The following is a 25,411-nucleotide window of genomic DNA, read 5'->3' on the forward strand; positions in this document are numbered from 1 at the left end:
TTGCGCTTTACTCCGCTTTGGCTTGTTTACGCTCAGCCAGCCAGGTCTTCACAGCTCGGGCGGCGTCGGCTGCGCGCATGTCGGGCACATAGGCGTGAACGACGGCGAGTCCAATGGCGGGCAGTGCCAGCTCATCGTTGTAGGCCAGGTACCACTTGTGCTCTTCCGGCTGGAACTTGCGTTTGGAGGCAGCCAAGCTGCGGAAGCCGTAGAGGGGTTCCATTTCTTCGCCGAGGCGGGTGAGGAGGGCGTCGAGAAGCCCGGGTTCCTCTGGTGTACCTGACAGGGGCGCGCCGGAGAGCGAAATCCAGGCGCAGCCTTCGCCGGCGGCGATGATCATAGCCTCAGAGATGAGTAGCTCGATTGCCCCCTTGAAGCCGTGGTCGGCGCGGCGCATGACGTCGAGGGTGTAGCCCACCACGCTTCCGTTCTCACGAACAGGGAGCCAAGATGTCACGCCGTGCAGCGTGCCGTCCTCCCCCAGCGCGAGCAGTAGCTTGGTGCCTTCCTCCCGCAGCTCGTTAACACCGCCCAAAGTAAAGCCCATCTCTGGGAGAGCTTTGTCAGAGACCCATTCTTCGGAGAGCTCGGCAATTTTGTTGCGGGTGGCAAGATCGAGGTCCTTCCACTCCGTCCACAGCGTGGTGACGCCCTCTTTGCCGGCCTTGTTGCGGGCGGTGCGAATGTTCTGGAATTTCTTGCCTTTGAACTCCGTGTTAGAGGTGTCCAGGACGGCCTCCTCAGCTACTTCGAGGCGGCGGAAGCCGGGACGGGTAAAGCTTTCCCGTACCGAGTACCAGGCCGGGCGCCAGCCTTGTTCGCGGGCGAATTCTTCGAAGGCCGCTGCGGTGGCCTGCGGGTCATTGCCCGCCGGCTCGCCGAGGCTGAGTGCAATGCCGTTGTGGACGCGGTAGGCCACGTAGTTGCTGTCGTTAAAGAAGTAGCGGTTCCCCTTCCACAGGGTCATAGCGGAGAGGTGGTCACCACTGCCCTGCTCCAGGATGGCGCGAGCGTGGTCACGAACCTCAGCGGCCTCGGGGTTCGCAGGAGTAGCGAACATGCGATAGACCACCCAGGAGGTGTACATCCAGAACAGAGTGCCGACCCACTCGTAGAAAGCCCACGTCAACCAGGTGGTCGGCGCGAGCTTGAGCGGAAGTAGCGTAGCCACGACTGGCGGGACATAGCGCAGAGGGAGTTCGGCCAGGATCGATCCGGCAGTGGCTGTCTCGACGAAGCCGTCCTTGAAAAGTAGTGCGCCAACGCCCCAAAGAGCGGCCGTGATGACAAAGGCAGCTGCGATCTTTCCTGCGGCTCGGCCCAGCGCGCGCACACTTTCGTGGATGTGGAACACGCGGCGGTTCCAGATGAGCACGACGAAGCAGGTGGCCCAGGGCAGGACCACAGCGGCGAGATTCACGCCGTAGAGCACAAGGCCTTCTTGGCTAAAGTCCCACAGCTGAGCTAGAAGCACAGCGATGACGAGTACCTGGGTAAGGACGGATAGCAACCACGCAAGACGGCGTCCGCGGATGAGGCCGAAGCACAGTACGAGTTGGATGATGAGCGGCATGACGCTGGCGATGGCCGGACCCACGCCGTGGACGCGGGCGAAATCAAGGGCAGCTTGGCAGGCCTGGCTTGTGGGGTCAGCCTGGCAGATCTCAGTGGCGTGATAAGCAGCAGAGTTGAAGGACCACATCAGCCGGGTGACTGGGCTGAAGGGCCCTTCCGCCAGTGGGTCGAGCGCCACGAAGGCTGGGCCGATGGCTACCACTCCCACGATGAGCGCGGTGAGAACTCGGCGCTCGGGCACCGAGGCACGATGGAAAGCGGCTGGGCGCTGCGCGCTCGTGCGGGGCACAAAGACACTCCATGCGATACCGGCCGCGATGGACAGCACCGAGGCGCTCACGCCGAGGACATCGCTCAAAGTACCGCCATACAGGGCCATGGTGAGCGTCAGGGCGAGGATGCTGAGGCGTACGCGGCGCTGCCAGAGGCGCGGCATCCACGCAGAAGCGAAGCCGGCTGTGCCCACTATGAAACCGATGGGTGATAAATCAGTGGAGCTCAGAAGATCATCACCCCAGCGGTTGAGGCCGATTTCTTCGATCCCGTGGGCGGCCACATAGGCCACGGGAACGGAGATAAGCTGCGCGGCAATACCAACGGCAAGTGTCCGCACGGAGCCCAACCGGTATTCCGAAGGAAGAACGAAAGCTAGGGCCATGAGGGTGAGTGCCACAACTGCGCCGAAAGTACGGCCGGTCAGGCCGATGGTTTGCGTAATGCCCGCCAGCCCTGGAACCGCGTAGGTCACGATGACCAATACCCACATCAGAAGGATCAACACCCACGTCACCGGAATGCGCCGCGCGAGGTGTCGGAGGTTGTTAGCGCTGAAGATCTGCATCTTGTACTCCATCGAAAGAATCGGTGAGGTCTGCCAGCCCGCCCCGGCGGGCAACCCAGGCAAATACTTCGCGCAGGGCGGGACGCCACACCTCGAAGGAATGGCCGCCCGGGCGGGAAGTGTAGTAGGTGGCCATGCCGGCGCCTCGTGCGGCGTCGTTCAGTTGGCCGAGCGCTTTCACCGCAGCAGTATCCCGGTTACCGGCGATGAAGATGGCCTGGTGATCGGGGTACTTTTTCGTCGCCAGCAGGTGTGCAGGATTAGCGGCTTGGTAGGCGGCTTCATCGCCACCATAGAACTTGGACACGGTGGCGGCGTGGTTTCCAATAGTGGGTTCGGCCTCGCCGGAGATGTCCACTGCCTGGCCATAGGCTTCGGGATGATTGGTGAGGATCTGTAGTGAACACGTCCCTCCGTATGACAAACCAGCGACGGTCCAATGTTGTTGATTCTCGTCGACACGGAAAGCGGTCTTGATTCCTGTCGGCACGTCGGTCGTTAGGTAGGTCATGACCTTGGCCACGGAGGTGTCCGCGCAGATGGGGTTGGCGGTCTCACTGCCGGTGGCATCGACCGCCACGACGATGGGGCTTAGTCCCCCATTGGCGCGTTGGAAGGCATCGGCGGTTTCGGCCGCCTCGCCGGAGCCGAACCACTGCTCCGGACCACCCGGGTTGCCGTGGAGCAGGACTAGAACGGGAAGGTTTATATCCTTTTTGCTCCAATAGGCCGGCGGGATGTAGGCAATGGCCTGGCGCGCGCTGAACCCTGAGATGGCACCCGGAAGATCCACGTGCACAATCACAGCGGAATCCGAGGATTTCATGGCCTTGAATTGGCTGTAGTCCATCTCTTGGGCCACCGGCGTGGGATCGAGCGAGGCGATGTCCGGATAGGACTGGTACTCCATATTGGCCAGACCGGCTACCGCAAGTGCCGAGAATGCCGCAATCACGGCCATGAGGACTCGTCGGCCCGCATGGTGAATGAGGGAGATGAGCGCTGCAATGGGGACAAGCCCGGCAACAAAGAGGTAGAACGGGACGTCCCAGTGCTTGAGCACGAAGAATGCCACGGTGGCAATGACTGCGGCGAGAAGGAAGGACACGACATCGCGTTTGCGCAGGCGCCACGCAATGAGCAGCGCACTGATGACCAAGATAGCAATGTAGATCCCACCGTTCACGGGGTCCGTCAGCGGTAGGCCTAGCACAGACTGGATGAAGTTATTCACGGATTAAACATAGACCCACGCCGTGGCGAAAGCGCTGTAGTCTCCCTGTGAATATGCCCGAATAGCTGTGATCTTGATTGAATACTTGCGCTAAACCGAACGAGCGCGACGAATGATCTCCGGAAGCTCTGCCAGGACCACGTCAATGTCCTCTTCGGTGGTGAGGCGTCCCAGGCTAAAGCGCAGGGAGCCGCGTCCGTGTTCCTCGTCGATGCCCATGGCCTCGAGCACGTGGGACATGCGGTTAACACCCGCGTGGCAGGCGGAGCCGGCGGAGGCTTCGATACCGGCGGCATCCAGCAGCATGATGAGGCTGTCCCCATCCGTGCCAGGGAAGGACACGTGCAGGTGGGAAGCCAAGGTGGGCTCGACGGAGTTGATGATGACGTTGTCGATACTGTCCTCAATGCCGGCCTTGAGCTTGTCGCGGAGTGCGCTCAGGCGAGCGGTCTCCTGCTCCATGTCCGCGACAGATTCACGCAGGGCCGCGGCGAGTGCGCTCGCGCTGGCCACGTCCACGGTTCCGGGGCGGATGCCGCGCTCCTGGCCGCCACCGAAGGCGATGGGTTGAGGCGCCGGGGTGCGGCGCGCGAGCAGCAGGCCAATCCCGCGCGGCCCGCCGAACTTGTGGGCGCTGGCCGCCAATGTGGTGGCACCCAGCTCATGGAAATTGATGGGCAGCTTACCGGTGACCTGCACGGCGTCGATGTGCACAGGGGTGTTCTGCGCGGCGGCGCGCTGGATAATGTCCCCAACCGGCTGGATGGCGCCGGTCTCGTTGTTGGCCCACATGCAGGTGGCCACCGCGGCCGGGGTATCCAGGGCTGCGAGGTCGCTGACGTGGCCGGTGGAATCAACCGGAAGCAGGTCAACGGTAGCGCCATGCTCAGCGCGCAGCTTGTCCACGGTCTCGAGGACGGCGGGGTGCTCGATGGGGGTCGAGATGATGTGCTTCTCCGCCTCCGGTGCTGCGCTTTGCGCAGCACGGAAGAGACCCTGGATTGCGATGTTGTCGGCCTCCGTGCCGGAGGAGGTGAAAACTACCTCGATGGGTTCGCAGCCCAGCAGCTCGGCGACGGTCTCGCGGGCGTCATCCAACACGGAGCGCGCCTTGCGCCCGGAGCCATAGGCAGAGCCGGGGTTCAGGGACCCGGCGGCGTCGACCCAGGCGTCGATGGCACACTGGCGCATGGGTTGGGTAGCTGCGTAATCGAGGTAGCGAGGCATTAGTTGCCGGCCCCCTTGCGGGACTCAAGCTCGGAGACCAGCGCCGGGGCGATCTCGTGGAGGTCGCCCACCACGCCGAGGTCGGCGATCTGGAAGAACGGCTCGTCCTGGTCTTGGTTGACCACAACGATGGTCTCCGAGGTCTGCATGCCGGAGGTGTGCTGGATTGCACCGGAAATACCCAGGCCGATGTAGAGCTTCGGGGAGACGGTCACGCCGGTCTGGCCCACCTGGTGGGCCGGGTCGTAGAAACCCTCATCCACGGCGTCGCGGGTGGCGCCGACGGCGCCACCGAGGACGTCGGCAAGCGGCTCCACCACGTCGGCGAATTTGTCGCCCACGCCGCGGCCGCCGGCGACGACGACCTTCGCGGAGGTCAGCTCCGGGCGGGCGGTCTTCTCCGCCGGGGTGAAGGTGGTGACGATGACGTCCTTCGCGGTGGCGGCGGGCAGTTCGAAGGGAGCGGGTGCCGCGGTGACCGGCTGGGGTTCAGCAGCCACGGAGCCAGGGCGCAGGGTGTAGACCACAGAGCCGGTGGCCGTGGAGGAGGTCTCGTAGGAGCCGCCGAAGATGGTGTGGTGCGCGGTGCCGTCAGCGTTGATGCCGTCGACGTTGACCAGGGCGCCCGAGCCCAGGCGGGCGGCGAGGCGGCCGGCGATCTCGTTGTTGGTCGGGGTGGCGGCCAGCACGATGGGCGCCGGGTTGTTGGCGGCCAGGGCGTGGAGGGCGTCGACCTCCGGAGTAACGATGCGCTGCTCATAGTCCGCGGCGGTGGCCTGAACTACCTGGGCTGCACCGAGGTTGCCCAACTCGGCGTCGAAGGAGGCGGCGGTGGCGGCGTCCTTGGCCACGACCACGGCGGAGACGGTACCAAGTGCGCGGGCGGCGGTGATGAGCTCGCCGGTAACGGGGCTGAGCTGCTCTGCTTCGTGCTCAACCAGGACATAAACGTGAGACATATCTTTTCTCCTTTAACCCTCGATGAGATTCTTGGCGGCCAGGAAGTCCGCGACCTTGGCGGCAGCCACGGCCGGATCAGGATCGGTGATGACCTCACCGGCGGTGCGGGCCGGGCGCTGCGCGGAGGCGGTAACCGTGGTGGTGGACGGCACGCCGTCGATGCCCAGGTCCGCCACGGCGAGCGTGGTGACCTCAGCCTTCTTGGCGGCCATCAGGCCCTTGAAGTTGGGGAAGCGCGGCTTGTCAGCCTTGTCGGTAAAGGACAGGATGGCCGGAAGGTTAGCGCTAAGCTCCCAGTGGCCGTGGGCGTCCTCGCGGGTGCCGGTGGCGGTGGCCCCAGCCAGGGAGGCTGCCTTGAGCTCAGTAAGCGCGGGCAGCTGGCGGTACTCGGCCAAGAGTCCTGCGATAAGACCGGTGGAGGCATCCGAGGAATTATTGCCCAAGGTGATGACCTGGACCTCGCCGAACTTCTCGGCCACCTTGTTGATGGCTGCGTTGAGGGCCCAGGCGGTAGCCAGGGCGTCGGCGCCAGCGAGGGCGTCGTCCGTCACGTGCACGGCGTGATCCGCGCCCATGGCCAGGGCCTTGCGCAGGGCCTCATCGGCAGCGGCCGGGCCCATGGTAAGCGCCACGACCTCATAGCCGGCATCAGCGTTATCGTCGCGCAGGCGCAGGGCCTGTTCGACGGAGTACTCGTTGACCTCGTCGATGACGTTATCCACCGAGGTGCGGTCCAAGGTGTGGTCCGCCTCGAGGGTCTTCGTTGACCACGTATCCGGTACGTGCTTGACCAGAGCCACAATGACTGGCATGTGGGCACTTCCCCTTCCGTAAATTTTGAAACTATTAGGGTGCGTAATTACCTTCGGACGATACTACTCGCGGTCCACACAACACCGCGACTCCCTTCGCCCCGATGCGCGTGACCACGAGGGTCTTGGCCGTTGAACCCTTCAGCTTGAGCTTCTTGCGCAACTGATCCGGGTTGACATCTTGCCCGCGTACCAGGATTTCCAGCGAGCCAACATCATGGGCAACCATGGCCGCCTTGAGCTTTTTCATGGGGACCATCTCGATGAATTCAAATCCGGACGTGCCGTGAGGCAGGCGGTCACCGGTGAGGTAGGCAATGCGCGGGTCCAGTTGGTGCAGGCCTTCCCGCGCGGCGTAGTGGCGCACCAGCCCGGCGCGCACGATGGCGCCGTCGGGGTCGATGAGGAAGCGGCCGATGGGGCCGGCGTCGGGAAGCTCGTGCTCTGCGATGCCGTCATCAATGACGTCCGTGTGTATTCCTTCGGGCGTGGTGGTGAGGACCACTGCCCTCTTCCCCGTTCCCAGCCCCGGGGTGTACAGGCAGGTCTCCTTCACCCCGCCGTCGAGGCTGACCACGCAGGCCAGCCCCTCCCATTCGGAGTGGTCGATTCCCGGCGCGCATTTGATGGCCATCTCACCGTGGGTAGCTAGCAGGTCTGCCGGTGGTGGTAGCAGTTGGTCAAGCCGGGTGATGCGGTTGCCGCCTTGGCGCCGGGCGGGATCGGCGATGCAGACCTGGGCGGTGGTCGTGGTGGTCAGAGCATCTGCGCGAAAGACGGGGTGCTCAATGTTGTGCCGCGCCATGGCTACGCGCGAGGCGTCAAGGTCGCTGCCCACATAAGCGCCGGGACGATAAGCCTGCCCCTCGGTGCCGATGGAACACGTGAGGTCGTGGACGAGGTCCACGTTGCGCTCCTGGAGGAATTGTGCGCGGTAAGCCGCCACCGCAGGTGGCGTGGCCTGTTGTGCAGAGTCGTGGTCCATGAGCCAATCCTGCGGCAGCTTTCCGGAACTGCGTGCTTGGATGAGCTCAGCTACGGCGCGCCCATAATCACCGAACTGGGCCTGCAGCTTGGCGACGTCCCTCAGGTGTGCCTTCTTTGTTCCCTCCAGGTCCGCCGCGGCGGCGTCGATGGCGGCTGCATTCTCGCGCAGGAAGGCGACTTCGTCCAGCGTGTAGCTCATGGTGTGCTTTTCTAAATGCGGTTGACGGGGAATGTGGTGAAGTACTCGCGGTAGCGTTCATCGTCCCGGGGATCCCCGATGATGGGGCGCAGATCGGAGAAGGAGGCATCGTCCAAGACTTCCTTGACGCTGGAATAGGACGTGAGGCGCTTGAGCTGCGCCCAGGTGGGGATGGCTAGGCGTACCAGCCCGGCGCGCCAGCCGTCGAGTACCAGTTGTGGGTCGAACCAACCGGCGTCATCGGCCTCCCCTGTTTCGCCATCCGGTTCTTGGCCCTCGGGAAGCACACCGATGAAAAAGAAGGTGTCGAACCAGTGGTTATTGTCCTCACCTGCCCAGCGGGACCAGGGAAGGAACATGTCGGCGTCGACACGCATGCCGTTGTGTTCCAGGAATTCGGTAAAAGAAATCTCGTGGGATTCCAGTAGCTCGCGCTCGCGGTGATAGCGCGAGGCATCGGAGACTAGGCCGTCTTCGCGGATGGCCAGCAACGTGCCGGCCTCTTCGAAGAGTTCCCGGGCGGCGGCGAAGACAAGGGCGTGGGCCTTGTACTTGGTGACACCCATGCGGCGTGCCATGGAAACCACTGAGCGGCCTGCCCACAGTTCGCCGGAGTCCCAGGTGCGGGGTGGGAAGTCACGCGGGTCTACCCCGCCGCCGGGAAACACGACGTGGCCGGGGTAATTGCGCATGGTGCGCACGCGTTCCTGGATCCACACGCGCAGACCCTCTGCGGTATCGCGCAACAGGAGGACGGTAGCGGCCAAGCGTGCCCCATTGAAGCCGGTGGTTTCGCCAGGGTCGATGGCGTCAAGGCTGTCGTGGATGGACTGGCTCATGCAACTTTCCGTGTCCGCGAAGGAGCAGAATTTTTAGGGTGTACTAGAGATTAGCGGGTGCGTCGGGCGAAGTACCGCTCCCCAATGCGGTCCACCTGGATGGGCTGGTGGAAGGCCTTGGAGAGGTTTTCCGACGTCAGGACAGAATTAATGAGTCCTTTGGCCACGACCTTACCCTCATCCAGGAGCATCGCATGCGTAAACCCGTAAGGTATTTCCTCCACGTGGTGGGTGATCATGACAATCGCCGGGGCATCCGCATCGAGCGCTAGGTCCCCGAGGTAGCCCACCAGGTCCTCGCGTCCACCCAAGTCCATGCCGGCGGAGGGCTCATCCAGGATGAGCAGCTCCGGGTTGGCCATGAGCGCGCGGGCGAGGATGACGCGCTTCTTCTCGCCTTCAGAAAGGGTGCCCCAGGTGCGCTTGGCCAAGTGGGATGCGCCGACCTGATCCAGGATGTCATCGGCGCGGGAGAAATCCATGTCTTGGTAATCCTCACGCCAGCGGCCGAGCACGGCATAGCCGGCGGAGACCACAAGGTCATCGACGCGCTCATTGTCCGGGATGCGGTGTTGGACAGCGGCGGAGGAAATGCCGATGGCGGCGCGCAGATCGCGCATATCCGTCTTACCTAGGCGCTCTCCCATCAGGTATGCCACGCCGGCGGAGGGAAACTCTTCGGCGGCGGCAATCCGCACCAGCGAGGTCTTGCCCGCGCCGTTGGGGCCGATGATGACCCAGCGTTCGTCGAGCTCCACCTGCCAGTCGATGGGCCCCACCAGCGTGCGCCCACCCCGTCGCAGTTCGACGCCGCGGAAGTCAATCAACCAATCTTCGTCGGTGTCCATAAGTTCAGGGTTTTGCTGGCTTTGTTGCTCTGGAGTGTTCACACGCACCATTGTGGCCGAAACCTTCCGCCCCCGGTGAAACTGACACAGCCTTCCCCGGTGAAACTGCCACAGCTGCATTATTCTATGGGCATGACTCAACGCCTTGGTATCGACGATGTCCGCCCCTCCCTCTCCGGAAATGCAGCCTCGAAGGCCGTTGTCGGAGAGGTCGTTCCTGTTACCGCGCTGGTGTGGCGTGAGGGCCACGATGCCGTCGCCGCGACGCTATCGGTGTGGAACACTGACTCCCCGTCCACTTCTGCCGTGACCATGACGGTGGATCCGGAGAACCCGGATCGGGTCCACGGCGTGTTTAGCCCGGCCACCGCCGGCCGCTGGTTTTTCCGCGTCGACGCCTGGTCGGATCCGATGTCCACCTGGCGCAACGCGGTGGTCAAGAAGATGGAGGCCGGTCAATCCGCACAGGAGCTCAGCAACGATCTCTTGCACGGCGCTGAGCTCTTCGAGGAGGCGGCAATCCAGTGCCCGAGCGACAAGGCGGATCTGCTCTTTCAGGCGGCGAAGGAGCTGAAGGATGAAACGGGGGACGTCGACAAGCGCGTGCGCACCGCGCTGTCCGACGAGGTCGCGGACGTCCTCCACCACCACCCCCTGCGCCACCTGCTGGTGGAGGGTGACATTCACGAGGTCCTCGTGGAACGCCGCGAGGCCCTCTACAGCTCCTGGTACGAGCTCTTCCCACGCTCGACCGGCGGTTGGGATGACGAGGGCAACCCCGTGCACGGCACGTTTAAGACCACGGCACAGGCGCTCGAGCGTGTGGCAGCCATGGGTTTCGATACCGTCTACTTCCCGCCCATTCACCCCATTGGCGAGGTGCACCGCAAGGGCCGCAATAACTCGGTGGTGGCTGAGCCCGGTGATGTGGGCTCGCCGTGGGCCATCCAAGATCACTCCACCACGCACCCGGACCTGGGCACCATGGAGGACTTCAAGGAGCTGGTTAAGAAGGCCGCCGACTTGGGCCTGGAGGTGGCGCTGGACCTGGCGCTGCAGGCCTCCCCGGACCACCCGTGGGCTAAGACCAATCCGGAATTTTTCACCGTCCTGGCCGATGGCACCATTGCCTACGCGGAGAACCCGCCGAAGAAGTACCAGGACATCTACCCGCTGAACTTCGATAACGACCCGGATGCCATCTACGCGGAAATCTATCGCATCGTCATGATCTGGATCGAGGCCGGCGTGCATACGTTCCGCGTGGACAACCCGCACACCAAACCGGCTAACTTCTGGAATTGGCTAATTTCCAAGGTGCATGTGACTCACCCGGAGGTCATCTTCCTCGCCGAGGCCTTCACCCGCGCCCCACGCCTGTTTGGCCTGGCCAAGGCTGGATTTACGCAGTCCTATACCTACTTCACGTGGCAGACCTCCAAGCACGAGCTCACCGAATTCGCGCAGATGCACGTGGAGCAGGCCGATATCTGCCGCCCCAACCTCTTTGTCAATACCCCGGATATTCTCCACGAATCCCTGCAGACCGGTGGGCGCGCCATGTTCGCCATTCGCGCTACGCTGGCTGCGACTCTCTCCCCGCTGTGGGGCGTGTACTCGGGCTTCGAGCTCTACGAGCACCAGGCCGTCAAGCCGGGCAGCGAGGAATATCTCGACTCGGAGAAGTACGAGCTGCGCCCGCGCGACTTCCAGGCCGCCGTCAAGTCCGGTGATTCCCTGGAATCCTATATCCGCCTGCTCAACCTCATCCGCCGCGAAAACCCGGCCCTCCAGCAGCTGCGCACGCTGCGCTTCCACAACACGGATAACGAGGCCATCATCGCCTACTCCAAGGCCGATCCCACCACCGGCAACGTGGTGCTCGTGGTGGTCAACCTAGACCCGCGCAACGCGCAGGAGGCCACGGTCTTCCTCGATCTGGCCGCCGTGGGCCGCCACCCGGGTGATCACTTCACAGTGCAGGACACCATCAGTGGTGCCGCCTACGAGTGGTCCGACCGCAATTTCGTGCGCTTGGAACCGCTTCGCGACGTCGCCCACGTTTTCATCCTTCCGCCAGCCCACCATGACCTGCAAGAACGCATCGCGTGGCGCCGCGTGAACGACTACCGCGCTTAAGCTCTCAGGCCAGTAGATACCCCGCGCTGATTCCGTCCCCCTTTCTGGGTAGCGCGGGGTTTCTTTTCGGCCCCGCGAGCGGGTGTTCTTGGGTAATTTGGTCTGTATGAACATCCCGGCCTCAGACCTCGAACGCCTTAACCACTGCCGCCACCACGCGCCCCATGATTTTTATGGCTGGCACGACGGAACCGTCCGCACTCGCCGCCCCGGTGCCGAAGCCGTCGAGCTCGTCACTGCTTCCGGCACCACCGCGATGCGCGCGGTTGGGGATGATATCTGGGAGGCCCCGCTCGCCGAAGAAGCAGACTACCGCCTGCGCATCACCTACCCGGGCCAGCCCGCCATCGAGGTAGCGGACGGTTATCATTTCCTGCCCACCTTGGGCACATTGGATCAGCACCTCATCGGGGAAGGCCGCCACGAGCGCCTCTGGGAAGTACTGGGCGCAAATCTCAAGAGCTACACCACCGACCTGGGTGAGGTCGAAGGAACCGCATTTGCCGTATGGGCGCCCAACGCGGAGGGCGTGGCCGTGGTCGGTGACTTCTGCGGCTGGAACCCTACCCAATACCCCATGCGCAGCCTCGGCTCCACGGGCATTTGGGAGGTCTTCATCCCCGGTGTGGGCGAAGGCGAGCGCTATAAGTTTGCGGTCCACGGCAAGAACTCCCCGCGCATTGATAAGGCGGATCCCCTGGCCAAGCGCACCATTGCCCCGCCGGAAACCGCGTCCGTTGTAGCCCGCTCCAGTTTCAAGTGGAGTGATGAGGAGTGGATGAGCAAGCGCACCGGGGACCTCGACGTCCCGATGAGCGTCTACGAGCTCCACGTCGGCTCCTGGAAGGTAGGCGCCAACTACAACAGCTTGCGTGAGGAACTCATCCCTTACCTGGTTGAGCACGGCTTTACCCACGTGGAGCTGCTGCCCGTGGCCGAGCACCCCTTCGGCGGTTCCTGGGGTTACCAGGTCTCCGGCTACTACGCTCCCTCCGCGCGCTGGGGCTCCCCGGATGAGCTGCGCGCGCTTATCGACGAATTGCACAACGCTGGCATCGGCGTTTTCATCGACTGGGTGCCCGCGCACTTCCCCAAGGACGAATGGGCGCTGGGCCGCTTCGATGGGCAGGCACTCTACGAGCACCCCGACCCGCGCCGCGGTGAGCAGGCCGATTGGGGCACCTACGTCTTCGACTTCGGCCGCAACGAGGTTCGCAACTTCCTCGTGGCTAACGCCCTGTACTGGGCCGAGGAGTTCCACGTCGACGGCTTGCGTGTCGACGCCGTTGCTTCCATGCTCTACCTGGACTACTCCCGCGAGGAATGGCTGCCCAATATCTACGGCGGGCGCGAGAACCTGGAGGCAGTCCAATTCCTCCAGGAGACCAACGCCACGCTGAACCGTAACCACCCGGGCGTGCTGACCATCGCCGAGGAATCCACCTCCTGGCCAGGTGTGACCGCCCCGACGCATGAGGGCGGCCTAGGCTTTAGCCTGAAGTGGAACATGGGCTGGATGAACGACACCCTGGAGTACTTCAAGCACGAGCCGATTCACCGCCGCTACCACCACGGCGAGCTCACCTTCTCTATGGTCTACGCCTACTCGGAGCGCTACGTGCTCCCGTTTAGCCACGACGAGGTGGTCCACGGCAAGGGCTCCTTGTGGGAGCGCATGCCGGGCGATGACTGGAACAAGGCCGCGGGCCTGCGCGCGCTGTACGGCTACATGTTCTCCCACCCGGGCAAGCAGCTGATGTTCATGGGACAGGAGTTTGGCCAGACCACCGAATGGGCAGAGGGCCACTCCGTAGACTGGGCCAACTTGGAGGGCTGGGGCAACGAGTGGCACCACGGCATCAAGCGTCTGGTGCGCGACCTCAACGCGGTGTACAAGCAACAGCCGGCCCTGTGGACACAGGACTTTACGCAGGATGGCTTCCAGTGGGTGAAGGCTGACGACGCCAACAACAACATGCTCGGCTACGTCCGCTATGGCAAGGACGGCTCCGCCGTGTTGGCAGTGTGCAACTTCTCCGGCAGCTCGGTGCCGAACTACGACCTCTGGGTACCGCGCGATGGCGAGTGGGAGCTAGTCATCAACACAGACGACGCCGTCTACCAAGGTGCTGGCAACGACCTTGCCCACCGCGTGCGCTCCGAAGACAACCACGTACAGCTACACCTGCCGGCCAACTCGGTGCAGTGGTATGCCTTCCGCGGCTAGTTTCTAAGAACACAACTGCCCGACCTGCCAAAGATCACCGCTGAGATCGAATTCCAGCCGCTAGTTTTGGCAACTCGGGCAGTTGCAGTTTTCAGTCTTGTGCGTGAGTATCGAGGAAAGCTCTTACGCGAGCATCAATGTCATCGCGCAACGCATCCATTCGCTCCCCTCCCTCTAGACCACGCACGGACGGGTCCTCAATCTCCCAACGCTCAGCCACTCCGTCATAGTCGGCATCACCAACGATGATGACGTGATCCACCGAAGACGCGAGGCCGGCATCAAGCAACGTTGGCGTTCCTGACATGTCGGCGCCGACCTTTGCAAGAGAGGCCTGCGCCTCGGCGTTCACGCCCTGCGCACGATGCTGTTCAGTGGTCTTTACGCCTGCGGAGTGAACTTCCCAATCGGGCGCATGCTTCTTAGCTAAGGCAGCCGCCATCTGAGACTTACCGCGGTTGGTATTGCAAAGGAAAAGTACGGAGGTCATGCCTCCGCACTTTAGTCATATTTCGGTGTGCCTGTAGGGCCAGATCCCTAGTTCTTCTTCACCGCGTAGTACACCGGCAGGGACTTCCAGTTGAACGTCACGTCCTGGACGTTCTCGGACCAGCCGCCGACCACGTTTGGGTAGAACAGCGGGATTGAAGGAAGGTCACGCAGCAGCAGCTCCTGTGCCTGGTTGTAGAGCTTCGCGGCTTCCTCCTCATTTGCGGCGCCGTTGGCCTTCACAATCAGTTCATCGAACTCCGGGTTGGAGTACTTCGAGTCATTGGAAGCCACACCCGTGGTGAAGTTTGGCCCAAGGAAGTTACCCATCGAGGGATAGTCGGCGAACCACGCCGTGCGGTAGGCGCCGTCCATACGCTCGGTGCGGTAGGCATCGCGGAAGGATTTGAAGTCCGGGTAGGGGTTCCCCACGGCTTGAATTCCCAGCGTATTGCTGATGTTGTTAGCCACGGCATCGGCCCAGTCCTTGTTGTCACCATCGGTGTTGTAGTTGATGGGGAACGTGCCTTCAAACGCACCGTACTTCTTATCGGCCTCCGCCCACAGCTTCTTCGCCTCCTCCGGGTTATAGTCCAGGTTTTCCGAACCGGGCAGGCTGTCGTTGTATCCGTTCAGCACCGGTGACGTGAACTCGCGGGCCGGTGTGCGGGTGCCATGGAAGATGGTCTCCGCGATCTCCTCACGGTTGATAGCCATCGAGATTGCCTTGCGGCGCAGCGTGCCTTCTTCCCCACTAAAGTGCGGGGTCTCCATGTGGATGGACATCTCCAGATAGGTAGCGGCCGGCTTGGTCTCCTGACGGCCGGCCAGGTCCTGCTCATAGCTGCCGAAGGCAGACGAAGGAATGGCTTCGAGCACGTCGAGGTTATTCGCCAACAGGTCCATGTAGGCCGCGCTGGAATCGGCGTAGAAGGCGAATTCGATGCCGTCGTTCTGCGCTGCGCGGTCGCCCTTGTACTCCGGGTTCGGCTCGATGATCAGGTTCTGGTTGTGGTTCCATTCCTTGATCTTGTAGGGGCCGTTCGACACCGGGGATTCGCCAAAGCCCTGTGGGTCCTCCAGCGCGGCCGCGGGGACTGGGAAGTAAGCGTTGTAGCCTAAGCGGCTCGGAAAGTCGCTCTCCGGTTGGGTGAGTTCGATGGTGAAGGTGCGCTCATCGATGACCTTGAGGCCTTCCATTTCTTTGACGCCTTCCCCGTAGCCCTTGATGGAGGAGAAGAAGCTCTCATTAAGTTGTTCATTGGCCACCGCGTAGTTCCACGTATCGACGAAGGAATCGGCCGTCACGGCTGAGCCATCAGAGAACTTCAGGTCCGGCTTGAGCGTGACCTTGTAGGTCTTCTCCCCTTCCTTGTCGATGGACTCCGCCATCTCGTTGTGCACGTTGCCGTCGGCGTCGTAGTACACCAATCCGGAAAACAGCATGTCGACGATGCGTCCGCCGCCGTTCTCATTCGTCATCGCGGGAATGAGCCCCTGCTGCGGTTCGGTACCGAGCACGCGAACATAGTTTGATCCGCCGGCACTATCGGAGCTATCGCTTCCGCAGGCGGCAAGGGTAAGAGCAAGAGAGGCGGCGCCAACGGCGCCGAGGAGCTTGCGCATGAGAGTCCTCCTGAAAGAGTCAAACAACCATTGTGTTGTATCACACAAAAAGGAATTTAACATGCTGTACTTCACATCATTGCTTAAACGCAAAAAGACCCTCAGGAGAGGACTCAACTGAGTCACCCTGAGGGTCCAGCCCGCGACAATTCGGGAAGGTCGCTCTCGGGCCCGGCACAACCTGGCCCCTTTTACTACGCCGTCTTTAGTACAACGCGCTGGCCAGTTTCGTGCGCGCGGCCAGTACGCGCGGGTCACCGGAATCAAAGAGTCCAAAGAGCTCCAAGAGGCGGGTCTTGAGCTGTTCCTTCTCATCCCCAGCGGTGCGCTTCATGGCCTCAATGAGGCGCTCGAAAGCTCGGTCAGGGGCACCGGCGACGACCTCCGCGTCGGCGGCGTCGAGCTGCTTTGCCACGTCCTCTGGGGCGGCATCGGCGGCGGCGATGGGGTCCTCGCTACGGTTAGCCGGGTCCAAACGCTTGAGCAGCAGAGTGGTGTCGCGCGCCTGTTTAATCTCCGCATTATCCGGCTCGGCGGCCAGAATCTCCTCGTAGGTAGCGATGGCAGCGTCGAAATCGCCACGGTTGAGCGCATCCTCAGCCAGGCTCAGGCGCGGATCAGCTGCTTCTTCCTCTGCGCTCTCCCCCACCACATCTTGGTCAGGCAAACCCTTGAGCTGGGGGCCGAGCTTGTCGACGATCGCCGCTACCCACTGCTCCAGGTTCTCGCGCGGCTGTCCGCCCTCGAAGTTGGTGACGGGCTGGCCGGCTGCGATGGCAACGGTGGTCGGCAGATTCTGCACGCCGAAGACCTGCGCCACCTGGGGCACGACATCAGCGTTGATATAGCCCACGATGAATTTCAGCCCACCGGCGGCCGCCATCTCCTCGAAGTCCTTCTTGAGCTGCTCGGAGGCCGGAGAGCGAGGCGAGCCGATCAGAGCGATAACCGGCACCTCCGCGGAACGGCGCACCAAGTCATTCTCAAAGTTCTGCTCGGTGACCTCGAAGAAAGGGGCAATTCCTCCGCCGGAGTTAGCAGCTCCGGCATTTGCGGATTGAGCTTGCGCCCGCGCCTCCGCCTGCTGCTTGATGGCGCCGAGGTCGAGGGCTCCTCCTACGTACGGTCCGGTCACTTATTCTCCTCCAGGTAACGATTAACGGAATCTACTTTTTGGGTTATCTGCCCGGTCACGCCTTCGCGGATATCGGCTTTAATCACCAGGCTGGTACGAGGCGAAACCGCGCGCACGGCATCGGTGGCTTCCTTGATAACCGCGAAGACCTCATCCCACTCGCCTTCCACAAGGGTAAACATGGCATTGGTCTCATTGGGCAGGCCGGAGGCCCGGACCACACGCACGGCTTCGGCGACGGCCTCGGACATCTCGGCGCGTTCATCACCCACGATGGTGGGGGCTACGGAAAAGGCAACAATCATGCCCGCTATCCTACCGCCGCTCCCAGCAGTGCCGGTGCCAATGGCGACGGTCGTCAGCGCGCCCACCGGTATCCCGCGGCCACGCCACAATGTGCGCTACCCCAGGAGGTATGTTCTGGTTGCATCCCGGGCACACGTAGTACTTCTGAGCGGCCGCGCTGCCGACGTGTCTCATAACGAAAGGCTCGCCATGGGTCCAGCTCGGCCCTGGTACCGTCTGCGAGCCGAGGAAGGCACTGCCGTCGCGCGGCAGTGACCGTGCCTCTTCGCGGATCCTACGATTGCGGCGCGGCACTAGAACAACCGCAGCTCGTTGGACTCGATGCCGCGCAGCTCTTGGTAGTCCAGGACGACGCAACGGATACCGCGGTCTTCCGCCAAGGTCCGCGCTTGGGGCTTGATTTCCTGCGCTGCGAACACACCGTGGACCGGTGCTAGCAAGTCGTCGCGGTTGAGCAGCTCAAGGTAGCGCGTGAGCTGCTCGACGCCATCAATTCCGCCGCGGCGCTTGACCTCGACCGCTACGAATTCATTCTTGGAGTTCTTGGCCATGATGTCTACCGGACCAATCGCGGTGGGGTACTCGCGGCGCACCAGTGAGTACTTCTCCCCCAACGTTTCGATATGTTCCGCCAACAGCTCCTGCAAGTGGGCTTCCACGCCATCCTTGACCAAGCCGGGGTCTTCTCCCAGATCCATGTCAATCTCCTGGTGGATCTGAGCGATGGTGATGCGCAGCTGCTCACCTTTCGGATTTTCTACCAGCCACAGTTTCTCTCCTGTGTCCTCGCCGTCGATATCCTCAATCGCCGACTCCTCAAAGGTGCACGGCGGAGTCATCCAGTTCAGCGGCTTATAGGCACGGTCATCCGCATGGATGGACACCGAACCATCGGCTTTGATGAGGATGAGACGGTCCGCCATGGGAAGGTGGGCGTCGAGGCGGCCTACGTAATCTACGGAGCATTGGGCGATGACAACACGCATGCCCTCTACCCTATCGTTGGGCGCTACTTCTTTGGTAAGCGGGTAGCTCGCTGGCGCATCTGGCGATAATCCAACTTCTGTTGGCGCTTCGACGGCGCCGATTCCACCCACGCATTCAAGGCCATGATTCCGTGCGCATCAGAGGCAATCTCATAGTCCCGCCCATCGATGCTAATCCGGATGATCTGGTGACCAGAGGGCATAAAAGAAGCCTCGTCATCATCCATTGGGCGGGTGCTGCCCAGTTCGATGTCGAGGCGATTAAAGCGTTTGTTGGCGCGCGGCAATACGGAGCGAAGCTTGAAGTACTCCATATACTCGCCGTCATAACGCACGAGGCCGTGGCGCCACGTATGGGAGTCCTTCGAAGGAAGCCGACGCAGAAGGATGCTCGTTCCGCGGGAACGCACCGTAAAAAACCGAACTGCGGCCAGAATGACGACAACCAGAAGAATCAGTGCGCACAGACCTAAAAGAATAGATAGCCCTTGGAGCACCTGAGAGTTCATGGGTTGATTTCCTTCACCGCGAGTAAGAAACGTTGCGTTGATTCTACCGCTCGCGGAGGAAACAATGCTAGTCCTTGCTTGACCTTTGGCGCATATCACGAAGGAACCCCACCCCCTCTTAGCGAGGTTGTGGGGTTCCTAAGTGAGAGTGGGAAGGGCGGTCATTGCTGCCCGTCGTTTCCCTCTCCGCTCATCCGTTAGCTGTTGAAGCGGCGGGCGGCGCGCAATGCGGCATCGCCACGGGACCTCGTCAGCTCGCGCTCAGACTTCAGGTCTTCCTGTGCCTGTGCTTCATCGACCTCCGAGGCCCAGATGGCCCAATCGGCGAGGACGGTGATCTTGTTCTCGGACACGGAGAGGAAGCCACCCTGGACAGCGGCGACACGACGCTCGCCGTCCGCCGGGTGGATGGTCACTACACCATTGTCGATCAACTGACCGACCATGGGCTCATGGCCAGGAAGCACGCCGATCTCACCCTCGGTGGTCTCAGCCGTCACCATGGTGGCCTTTCCGGTCCACAGCAGGCGCTCGACGGAAACCAATTCGGCGGTGATGTCAGCCATGTGCCTCTCCCTACTTCTTCTCGGTCAGCTTCTTGTACGCAGCCTCGACGTCGTCCAAGCCACCCAGGCCGTTGAAGGCCTGCTCCGGGTAGTGGTCGAATTCGCCGTTGCAGATGCGCTCGAAAGCATCGATGGTATCGGCCAGCGGCACGTAGGAGCCCGGCAGGCCGGTGAACTTCTCTGCGACGAAGAAGTTCTGGCCCAGGAAGCGCTCGATGCGGCGAGCACGCTGAACGGTGATCTTGTCTTCCTCAGACAGCTCGTCCATACCAAGGATGGCGATGATGTCCTGGAGCTCCTTGTTCTTCTGCAGAATACCGATGACACGCTGTGCCACCTCGTAGTGGCGCTCGCCCACGATGGACGGCTCCAGGATACGAGAGGTAGAGGTCAGCGGGTTCACTGCCGGGTAAATACCCTTCGAAGCAATACCGCGGTCCAACTCGGTGGTGGCATCGAGGTGGGCGAAGGTGGTCGCCGGAGCCGGGTCGGTGTAGTCATCGGCCGGCACGTACACGGCCTGCAGGGAGGTAATGGACTTACCCTTGGTGGACGTAATACGCTCCTGCAGCACACCCATCTCATCAGCCAGGGTCGGCTGGTAACCCACGGCAGAAGGCATACGGCCCAGCAGGGTCGACACCTCAGAACCGGCCTGGGTGAAACGGAAGATGTTGTCGATGAACAGCAGCACGTCCTGGTTCTGAACATCGCGGAAGTACTCCGCCATGGTCAGGCCGGACAGAGCCACGCGCATACGGACTCCTGGCGGCTCATCCATCTGGCCGAAGACAAGTGCGGTGTCTTGAAGAACGCCCATCTCCTCCATCTCGAGGAAGAGGTCGGTGCCCTCACGGGTGCGCTCGCCGACGCCGGCGAAGACGGAGGTACCGGAGAATTCGCGTGCGATACGAGTAATCATTTCCTGGATAAGAACGGTCTTACCCACACCTGCACCACCGAAGAGGCCGATCTTGCCGCCCTTCACGTACGGGGTCAGCAGGTCGATGACCTTAATACCGGTCTCCAGGATCTCGGTCTTACCCTCCAACTGGTCGAATGCCGGCGGTTCGCGGTGGATGCCCCACTGCTCGCCATCGCGGCCCAGACCCGGCTGGTCAAGGCAGTCACCGAGGGCGTTGAAGACGTGGCCCTTGACCACATCGCCCACCGGGACGGAAATCGGCTTGCCGGTGTCGGTCACGGCTGCACCGCGGACGAGGCCGTCGGTCGGAGCCATGGACACGGCACGGACGAGGTTGTCACCGAGGTGCTGAGCGACCTCAAGGGTGACGATCTTTGCAACAGCCTCGAGGGAAACCTCGACGGTCAGTGCGTTGTACAGTGCCGGCAGCCCGCCACGCGGAAACTCCACGTCGACGACCGGACCGATGACACGCACCACACGGCCGGCGGTAGCCGACGACTGTGTGTTCTGCTCTTGCAGAGCTGTAGTCATAATCTAGTCACTTTCTGCGCTTTCGGCGAGCGCCCCAGCGCCACCGACGATCTCTGTGATTTCTTGGGTAATCTGCGCCTGACGGGCCTGGTTGGCCACACGCGAGAGGTCTTTGACCAGCTCGGTTGCGTTGTCAGTTGCAGACTTCATTGCGGTACGGCGTGCGGCGGACTCGGAGGCCGAGGACTCCAAGAACATCGCAAACAGGAGGCGGGACACGTACTGCGGAAGCAGTGCGTCCATGAGGGTGTCCGCATCCGGCTCGAAGTCGTAATCAGGAGTGATCTGATTGTTCGGCTCGGCGTCGGAAAGCGCGGACTCACCCATGTTGTAGTCCTCTTCCTCAATAACCGGTACCACCGGCAGCAGCTGCTGCACACGCGCGGTCTGGGTCAGCATGGACTCGAACTCGGTGTACACAACGTGGACCTGGTCGAAACCGCGAACGGTCTCGCCCTCCACGTGAATACCCTCGCGGGTCTTGGCCTGGCCATTCGAACCGGCAACGAAGCCGTCGATGATGTGGCGGCGCACGTCGTGCGTCTTCTCCCAGGTTGGATCCTGCGAGAATCCAGTCCAGCTGCCTGCGACCTCGGCCTCACGGAACTTGTAGAAGCCAACGCCCTTGTTGCCGGTCACGTAGCGGACGGTCTCGAAACCCTCACTCTTGAGCAGGGCTTCCAGCTCGGCCGCCTTCTTGAAGATGTTGTTGTTGTAGCCACCGCACATACCGCGGTCCGAAGAGACCACGAGAATGGCGGCCACCTTTGCATCTTCGCGTTCCCGGAGCATCGGGTGATCCAGGGACGTGTGCGCCGCCAGCTTGTTGAGCACGTTGGACAGTTCACGTGCATAAGGCTGCGACGCCTCTACCCTGGCCTGAGCCTTGGTAATGCGCGAGGTAGCAATGAGCTCCTGTGCCTTGGTGATCTTCTTGGTGGAATTGACGGACCGGATGCGGTCACGCAGTTCACGAAGATTAGCCATGGTGTTCGCTCCTCCCTTCTTTATCTAGACGGTTAATTCTTAGAGCGTGCGAAACTCTATTTGGCCGTCTTGCGGGAGACGTTGAGCTCGGTCTTATTCACGTCATCCGCGGCGAGCGGGTCAACCGGTGCCTCGGTGCCGAGGTTGTTGCCCTCGGTCGTGCGGAAGGACGGAATGAAGTCCTTAGCAGCTGCAACAAGTGCATCCTTGGACTCGTCGGTCAGAGCGGTACCGCCCTGGATCTGCTCGAACACCTGCGGGGTTGCAGAGTTGAGGTGATCGTGCAGCTCCTTCTCGAAGCGGCGTACGTCCTCGACGGGAACGACGTCGAAGATGCCCTGGTCTGCGAGGAAGATGGACACCATCTGGTACTCGACAGGCTGCGGGGAGGACTCGGACTGCTTGAGCAGCTCGACGAGACGCTCACCGCGCTCCAGCTGAGCCTTGGAGGCCGGATCCAGGTCGGATGCGAAGGCCGCGAAGGCCTGCAGATCGCGGTAGGCAGCCAGCTCAAGACGCAGGTTACCGGCGACCTTCTTCATACCCTTGGTCTGTGCGGCACCACCAACACGGGAGACCGACACACCGACGTTAATTGCCGGACGGACGCCCTGGTTGAACAGGTCGGACTCCAGGAAGACCTGGCCGTCGGTAATAGAAATAACGTTGGTCGGAATGAAGGCGGAGACGTCGTTCGCCTTGGTCTCGATGATCGGCAGTGCGGTCATGGAACCTGCACCCATGTCGTCGGAGAGCTTCGCAGCGCGCTCCAGCAGACGGGAGTGGAGGTAGAAGACGTCGCCCGGGTAAGCCTCGCGGCCCGGCGGACGGCGCAGAAGAAGGGAAATCGCACGGTAGGCCTCAGCCTGCTTGGTCAGATCATCGTAAATGATCAGGACGTGGTTGCCCTGGTACATCCAGTGCTGACCCAGAGCTGCACCGGAGAACGGTGCCAGCCACTTGAAACCGGCGGCGTCGGATGCCGGAGCCGCCACGATGGTGGTGTACTCCAGTGCGCCGTGCTGCTCCAGGGTGTGGCGCACACCAGCAATGGTGGAGCCCTTCTGGCCGATGGCGACGTAGATGCAGCGAACCTGCTTGTTCTTGTCGCCAGATTCCCAGTTAGCCTTCTGGTTCAGGATGGTGTCGATACAGACAGCGGTCTTACCCGTCTTACGGTCACCAATGATCAACTGACGCTGACCGCGACCAATCGGGGTCATCGCGTCAATAGCCTTGATGCCGGTCTGCATCGGCTCTTCCACCGGCTGGCGCTGCAGCACGGACGGTGCCTGCAGCTCGAGGACGCGGTCCTCTTCAGCGGTGATCGGGCCCATGCCGTCGATCGGCTGGCCCAGGGGGTTAATTACGCGGCCGAGGAATTCCTCGCCCACGGGGATGGAGAGAACCTCGCCGGTCCTCTTGACCTCGTCGCCTTCTTTAAGCGACTCGAAGTTGCCCAAGACCACGACACCGATGGAGTTGGTGTCAAGGTTCTGTGCGACGCCAATCACGCCGCCGGGGAACTCGAGCAGCTCATTCGCCATGACGGACGGCAGGCCCGAAACCTGCGCAATACCGTCAGCTGCCGAAATGACCACGCCGACCTCCTCACGGGAGGCCTCCGCGGAGTAGCTCGAGGTGTAGTTCGCAATCGCGCTACGGATCTCGTCGGAGGAGATCGTCAGCTCCGCCATGTTCTTCCTGCTCTCGGTAGTATCTTCCAGCAATTACTTAATCGTTTCTGTCGTTTCGGCTTATGCCATCTGCGCACGAAGGCGAGCAATCTTGCCTGCCGTCGAGCCATCGATGACTTCGTCGCCGACGCGGATGGTCATACCACCGAGGAGGCTGGTGTCAACCTCAGAGTGGATGGACATCGCACGACCATAAATTTTGCCCAGCTTTTCAGCGAGTGCTGCCCGCTGGCTATCGTTCAGCTCACCCGCGGTGGTCACTCGCGCGATGGTACGGCCCTGCAGCTTGGCTGCGGTGTCCGCCAAACCGGCGAGATCATCAATCGGGTTCTGCTCCGGGCGGCCAATGGCCTGCAGCGCAAGCGCCTCAGTAACCATCGTGACCTTGCCGTAGAGCACGCTTGCCAGCAGCCCGACCTTACGATCGGACGTAGCAGTACGGTCTGAAAGCAGCTGGGTCAGTTCGCCTTCGCGGTCAAGCACGCGCGACAGGGAGAAGAGCTCGTCTTCCACCTGGCCCAGCTTGCCCTCAAACTCAGCGCCACGCAGCAGTGCGCGGCGGCCGAGGATGATGAGGCCACGGGCGATATCACGCGGCGACGACCACTGTGCGGCGGCGGCCTCCTGCAGCACCTGGAGTGCAACCGGGGTGACCTTTCCGCCGAAAAGGGTCTGGGCCAGGGACTTGCGCTCCTCGGAGGTAGCGGCGTCGTCGGTCAGCGCGACACGCAGTTCGCGGTCACCGTCGAGGACGCGGACCACCTCGAAGAGGTCCTGGCCTGCCTGGGTAGCAGTCGCCACCGAGCGGTCGCCGGAGAGGAACTCATCCAGCTTGGACTCAACGGTAGCGAGTGCTTCGCGGCTAGCTGCCTTCATCGTTGCCTACTTTCCGGCCGGTGCCACAGTGTCGAGCTCGGACAGGAAGTTATCAATCGTGGAGGACTGCTTGGTGGCGTCCGAAAGTTCGCCGCCGAGCAGCTTCTCTGCCAGGTTGATGGAGTTCTGTCCGATGTCGGAACGCAGCTCAGACACGACCTGTGCACGAGAAGCTTCAAGCTGCTTCTCGCCGGCGGTCAGGATGCGACGAGACTCTTCCTCTGCAGCTTCCTTAGCCTCTGCCTCGATCAGCTTGCCGCGCTCGCGCGCCTGCTCGCGGATCTCCGCAGCCTCTGCTCGAGCATCAGCGAGCTGAGCATTGTACTTTTCCAGGGCGGCCTTTGCTTCGGCCTGCTGAGCCTCCGCACGCTTAAGGCCACCTTCGATCCGGTCTTCACGCTCCTGCAGCATCTTGTTGTATGCCGGAAGAACAAGCTTCCAGAACACAATCAGGATGATGGCGAACGGAATGATCGACCAGACCAAGTCGTACATCTTGGGCAGAAGGATGGAGTTGCCGCTCTCCAGCGGCAGGTGCTCACTTCCCTCTGCTGCAAGGTAGTAAATGACGTTGTTCATGGGGCTCCGTTCTTAAAGTTCGATTTACTTTGTGTAAAGCGCTCTTTAGAACAGGAAGCCTGCAACGAGGCCAATCAGGGCGAGGGCCTCAACGAAGGCGATACCCAGGAACATGGTGGTACGCAGCTGGCCGGCCATCTCCGGCTGGCGAGCCATGCCCTCGACGGTCTTGCCGACGAGGATACCGATGCCCAGACCCGGGCCGATGGTTGCGATGCCGTAGCCGATAGCGCCGAGGCCCTTGAGGGTGGACTCGTCAGCAGCCTGAGCAAGAATGATTTCGTTCATGATGAAAGTCGTTCCCTTTC

General features: G+C 62.1%; 24 protein-coding genes. 2 read left to right on the forward strand and 22 right to left on the reverse strand.

The features are described 5' to 3' along the window. Nucleotides 1-7: 7 nt before the first annotated feature. The 8 genes from HMPREF2792_RS04315 to HMPREF2792_RS04350 form a co-directional block, all read right to left on the reverse strand. Nucleotides 8-2,416, reverse strand: a complete 2,409-nt coding sequence (locus HMPREF2792_RS04315; protein WP_070531143.1) for a bifunctional lysylphosphatidylglycerol flippase/synthetase MprF — start codon at nt 2,414-2,416, stop codon at nt 8-10. Continuing rightward, complete coding sequence (locus HMPREF2792_RS04320) at nt 2,397-3,650, reverse strand: alpha/beta hydrolase (protein WP_070531144.1); 1,254 nt, start codon at nt 3,648-3,650, stop codon at nt 2,397-2,399. The genes HMPREF2792_RS04315 and HMPREF2792_RS04320 overlap by 20 nt, the downstream gene beginning before the upstream one ends. 90 nt (nt 3,651-3,740) lie before the next feature. Continuing rightward, nucleotides 3,741-4,877: a cysteine desulfurase family protein gene (locus HMPREF2792_RS04325; RefSeq protein WP_070531145.1), complete on the reverse strand. Its 1,137-nt coding sequence runs from the start codon at nt 4,875-4,877 to the stop codon at nt 3,741-3,743. Next, the gene (locus HMPREF2792_RS04330) at nt 4,877-5,836 is read right to left on the reverse strand and encodes an electron transfer flavoprotein subunit alpha/FixB family protein (protein ID WP_070531146.1); all 960 of its coding nucleotides are present in this window, start codon (nt 5,834-5,836) and stop codon (nt 4,877-4,879) included. Before HMPREF2792_RS04330 ends, HMPREF2792_RS04325 begins: the two co-directional genes overlap by 1 nt. A 12-nt stretch (nt 5,837-5,848) precedes the next feature. Continuing rightward, a complete protein-coding gene (locus HMPREF2792_RS04335; protein ID WP_070531147.1) occupies nt 5,849-6,649 on the reverse strand; it encodes an electron transfer flavoprotein subunit beta/FixA family protein in 801 nt (266 codons plus the stop codon). A gap of 34 nt (nt 6,650-6,683) precedes the next feature. Next, nucleotides 6,684-7,835 carry a THUMP-like domain-containing protein gene (locus HMPREF2792_RS04340; protein WP_070531148.1) on the reverse strand — a complete coding sequence of 384 codons (1,152 nt, stop codon included), beginning with the start codon at nt 7,833-7,835 and terminating at the stop codon, nt 6,684-6,686. Between the two features lie 11 nt (nt 7,836-7,846). After that, complete coding sequence (locus HMPREF2792_RS04345; RefSeq protein WP_070531149.1) at nt 7,847-8,674, reverse strand: NUDIX hydrolase; 828 nt, start codon at nt 8,672-8,674, stop codon at nt 7,847-7,849. Nucleotides 8,675-8,724: 50 nt separating this feature from the next. Then, nucleotides 8,725-9,522, reverse strand: a complete 798-nt coding sequence (locus HMPREF2792_RS04350; RefSeq protein WP_369821990.1) for an ABC transporter ATP-binding protein — start codon at nt 9,520-9,522, stop codon at nt 8,725-8,727. Between the two features lie 132 nt (nt 9,523-9,654). On the opposite strand from HMPREF2792_RS04350, the gene HMPREF2792_RS04355 reads away from it, so the two are divergent. Beyond that, on the forward strand, nt 9,655-11,661 hold the full coding sequence (locus HMPREF2792_RS04355) for a maltotransferase domain-containing protein (RefSeq protein WP_070531152.1): 2,007 nt from the start codon (nt 9,655-9,657) through the stop codon (nt 11,659-11,661). Between the two features lie 106 nt (nt 11,662-11,767). Next, nucleotides 11,768-13,888: a 1,4-alpha-glucan branching protein GlgB gene (glgB, locus tag HMPREF2792_RS04360; RefSeq protein WP_070531154.1), complete on the forward strand. Its 2,121-nt coding sequence runs from the start codon at nt 11,768-11,770 to the stop codon at nt 13,886-13,888. Between the two features lie 91 nt (nt 13,889-13,979). On the opposite strand, the gene HMPREF2792_RS04365 is transcribed toward glgB, so the two are convergent. The 14 genes from HMPREF2792_RS04365 to HMPREF2792_RS04425 all read right to left on the reverse strand — a co-directional run bounded on the left by HMPREF2792_RS04365 (nt 13,980) and on the right by HMPREF2792_RS04425 (nt 25,391). Next, a complete protein-coding gene (locus HMPREF2792_RS04365) occupies nt 13,980-14,378 on the reverse strand; it encodes an arsenate reductase/protein-tyrosine-phosphatase family protein (RefSeq protein ID WP_070531156.1) in 399 nt (132 codons plus the stop codon). Nucleotides 14,379-14,425: 47 nt separating this feature from the next. After that, nucleotides 14,426-16,003 carry a peptide ABC transporter substrate-binding protein gene (locus HMPREF2792_RS04370; RefSeq protein WP_070531158.1) on the reverse strand — a complete coding sequence of 526 codons (1,578 nt, stop codon included), beginning with the start codon at nt 16,001-16,003 and terminating at the stop codon, nt 14,426-14,428. Between the two features lie 205 nt (nt 16,004-16,208). Then, complete coding sequence (locus HMPREF2792_RS04375; RefSeq protein WP_070531161.1) at nt 16,209-17,138, reverse strand: tetratricopeptide repeat protein; 930 nt, start codon at nt 17,136-17,138, stop codon at nt 16,209-16,211. Beyond that, nucleotides 17,135-17,443: a thiamine-binding protein gene (locus HMPREF2792_RS04380; RefSeq protein WP_070531162.1), complete on the reverse strand. Its 309-nt coding sequence runs from the start codon at nt 17,441-17,443 to the stop codon at nt 17,135-17,137. Before HMPREF2792_RS04380 ends, HMPREF2792_RS04375 begins: the two co-directional genes overlap by 4 nt. A gap of 10 nt (nt 17,444-17,453) precedes the next feature. Next, complete coding sequence (locus tag HMPREF2792_RS13260) at nt 17,454-17,738, reverse strand: hypothetical protein (RefSeq protein WP_083303765.1); 285 nt, start codon at nt 17,736-17,738, stop codon at nt 17,454-17,456. Beyond that, the gene (nucS, locus tag HMPREF2792_RS04385; protein ID WP_010187052.1) at nt 17,738-18,430 is read right to left on the reverse strand and encodes an endonuclease NucS; all 693 of its coding nucleotides are present in this window, start codon (nt 18,428-18,430) and stop codon (nt 17,738-17,740) included. The genes HMPREF2792_RS13260 and nucS overlap by 1 nt, the downstream gene beginning before the upstream one ends. Before the next feature lie 23 nt (nt 18,431-18,453). Next, nucleotides 18,454-18,939, reverse strand: coding sequence for a DUF2550 domain-containing protein (locus HMPREF2792_RS04390; protein ID WP_070531163.1), 486 nt, complete (start codon nt 18,937-18,939; stop codon nt 18,454-18,456). Between the two features lie 197 nt (nt 18,940-19,136). Beyond that, entirely contained in the window at nt 19,137-19,505 is a 369-nt protein-coding gene (locus HMPREF2792_RS04395; protein ID WP_046648936.1) for a F0F1 ATP synthase subunit epsilon, read from the reverse strand. Between the two features lie 10 nt (nt 19,506-19,515). Then, the gene (gene atpD, locus HMPREF2792_RS04400) at nt 19,516-20,964 is read right to left on the reverse strand and encodes a F0F1 ATP synthase subunit beta (RefSeq protein ID WP_046648934.1); all 1,449 of its coding nucleotides are present in this window, start codon (nt 20,962-20,964) and stop codon (nt 19,516-19,518) included. Between the two features lie 3 nt (nt 20,965-20,967). Then, a complete protein-coding gene (locus HMPREF2792_RS04405; protein ID WP_070531166.1) occupies nt 20,968-21,951 on the reverse strand; it encodes a F0F1 ATP synthase subunit gamma in 984 nt (327 codons plus the stop codon). A gap of 56 nt (nt 21,952-22,007) precedes the next feature. Continuing rightward, complete coding sequence (atpA, locus tag HMPREF2792_RS04410; RefSeq protein ID WP_070528750.1) at nt 22,008-23,648, reverse strand: F0F1 ATP synthase subunit alpha; 1,641 nt, start codon at nt 23,646-23,648, stop codon at nt 22,008-22,010. Between the two features lie 60 nt (nt 23,649-23,708). Then, nucleotides 23,709-24,524, reverse strand: a complete 816-nt coding sequence (locus HMPREF2792_RS04415) for a F0F1 ATP synthase subunit delta (protein ID WP_046648932.1) — start codon at nt 24,522-24,524, stop codon at nt 23,709-23,711. Between the two features lie 6 nt (nt 24,525-24,530). Further along, nucleotides 24,531-25,103, reverse strand: coding sequence for a F0F1 ATP synthase subunit B (locus tag HMPREF2792_RS04420; protein ID WP_046648931.1), 573 nt, complete (start codon nt 25,101-25,103; stop codon nt 24,531-24,533). A 45-nt stretch (nt 25,104-25,148) separates the two neighbouring features. Beyond that, nucleotides 25,149-25,391 (reverse strand): ATP synthase F0 subunit C, encoded by a 243-nt coding sequence (locus HMPREF2792_RS04425; protein WP_010187073.1) that lies wholly within the window; start codon nt 25,389-25,391, stop codon nt 25,149-25,151. Nucleotides 25,392-25,411: the final 20 nt, after the last annotated feature.

It is taken from the genome of Corynebacterium sp. HMSC068H04 (assembly GCF_001811255.1).
GTDB classification, from domain to species: Bacteria; Actinomycetota; Actinomycetes; order Mycobacteriales; family Mycobacteriaceae; genus Corynebacterium; species Corynebacterium hesseae.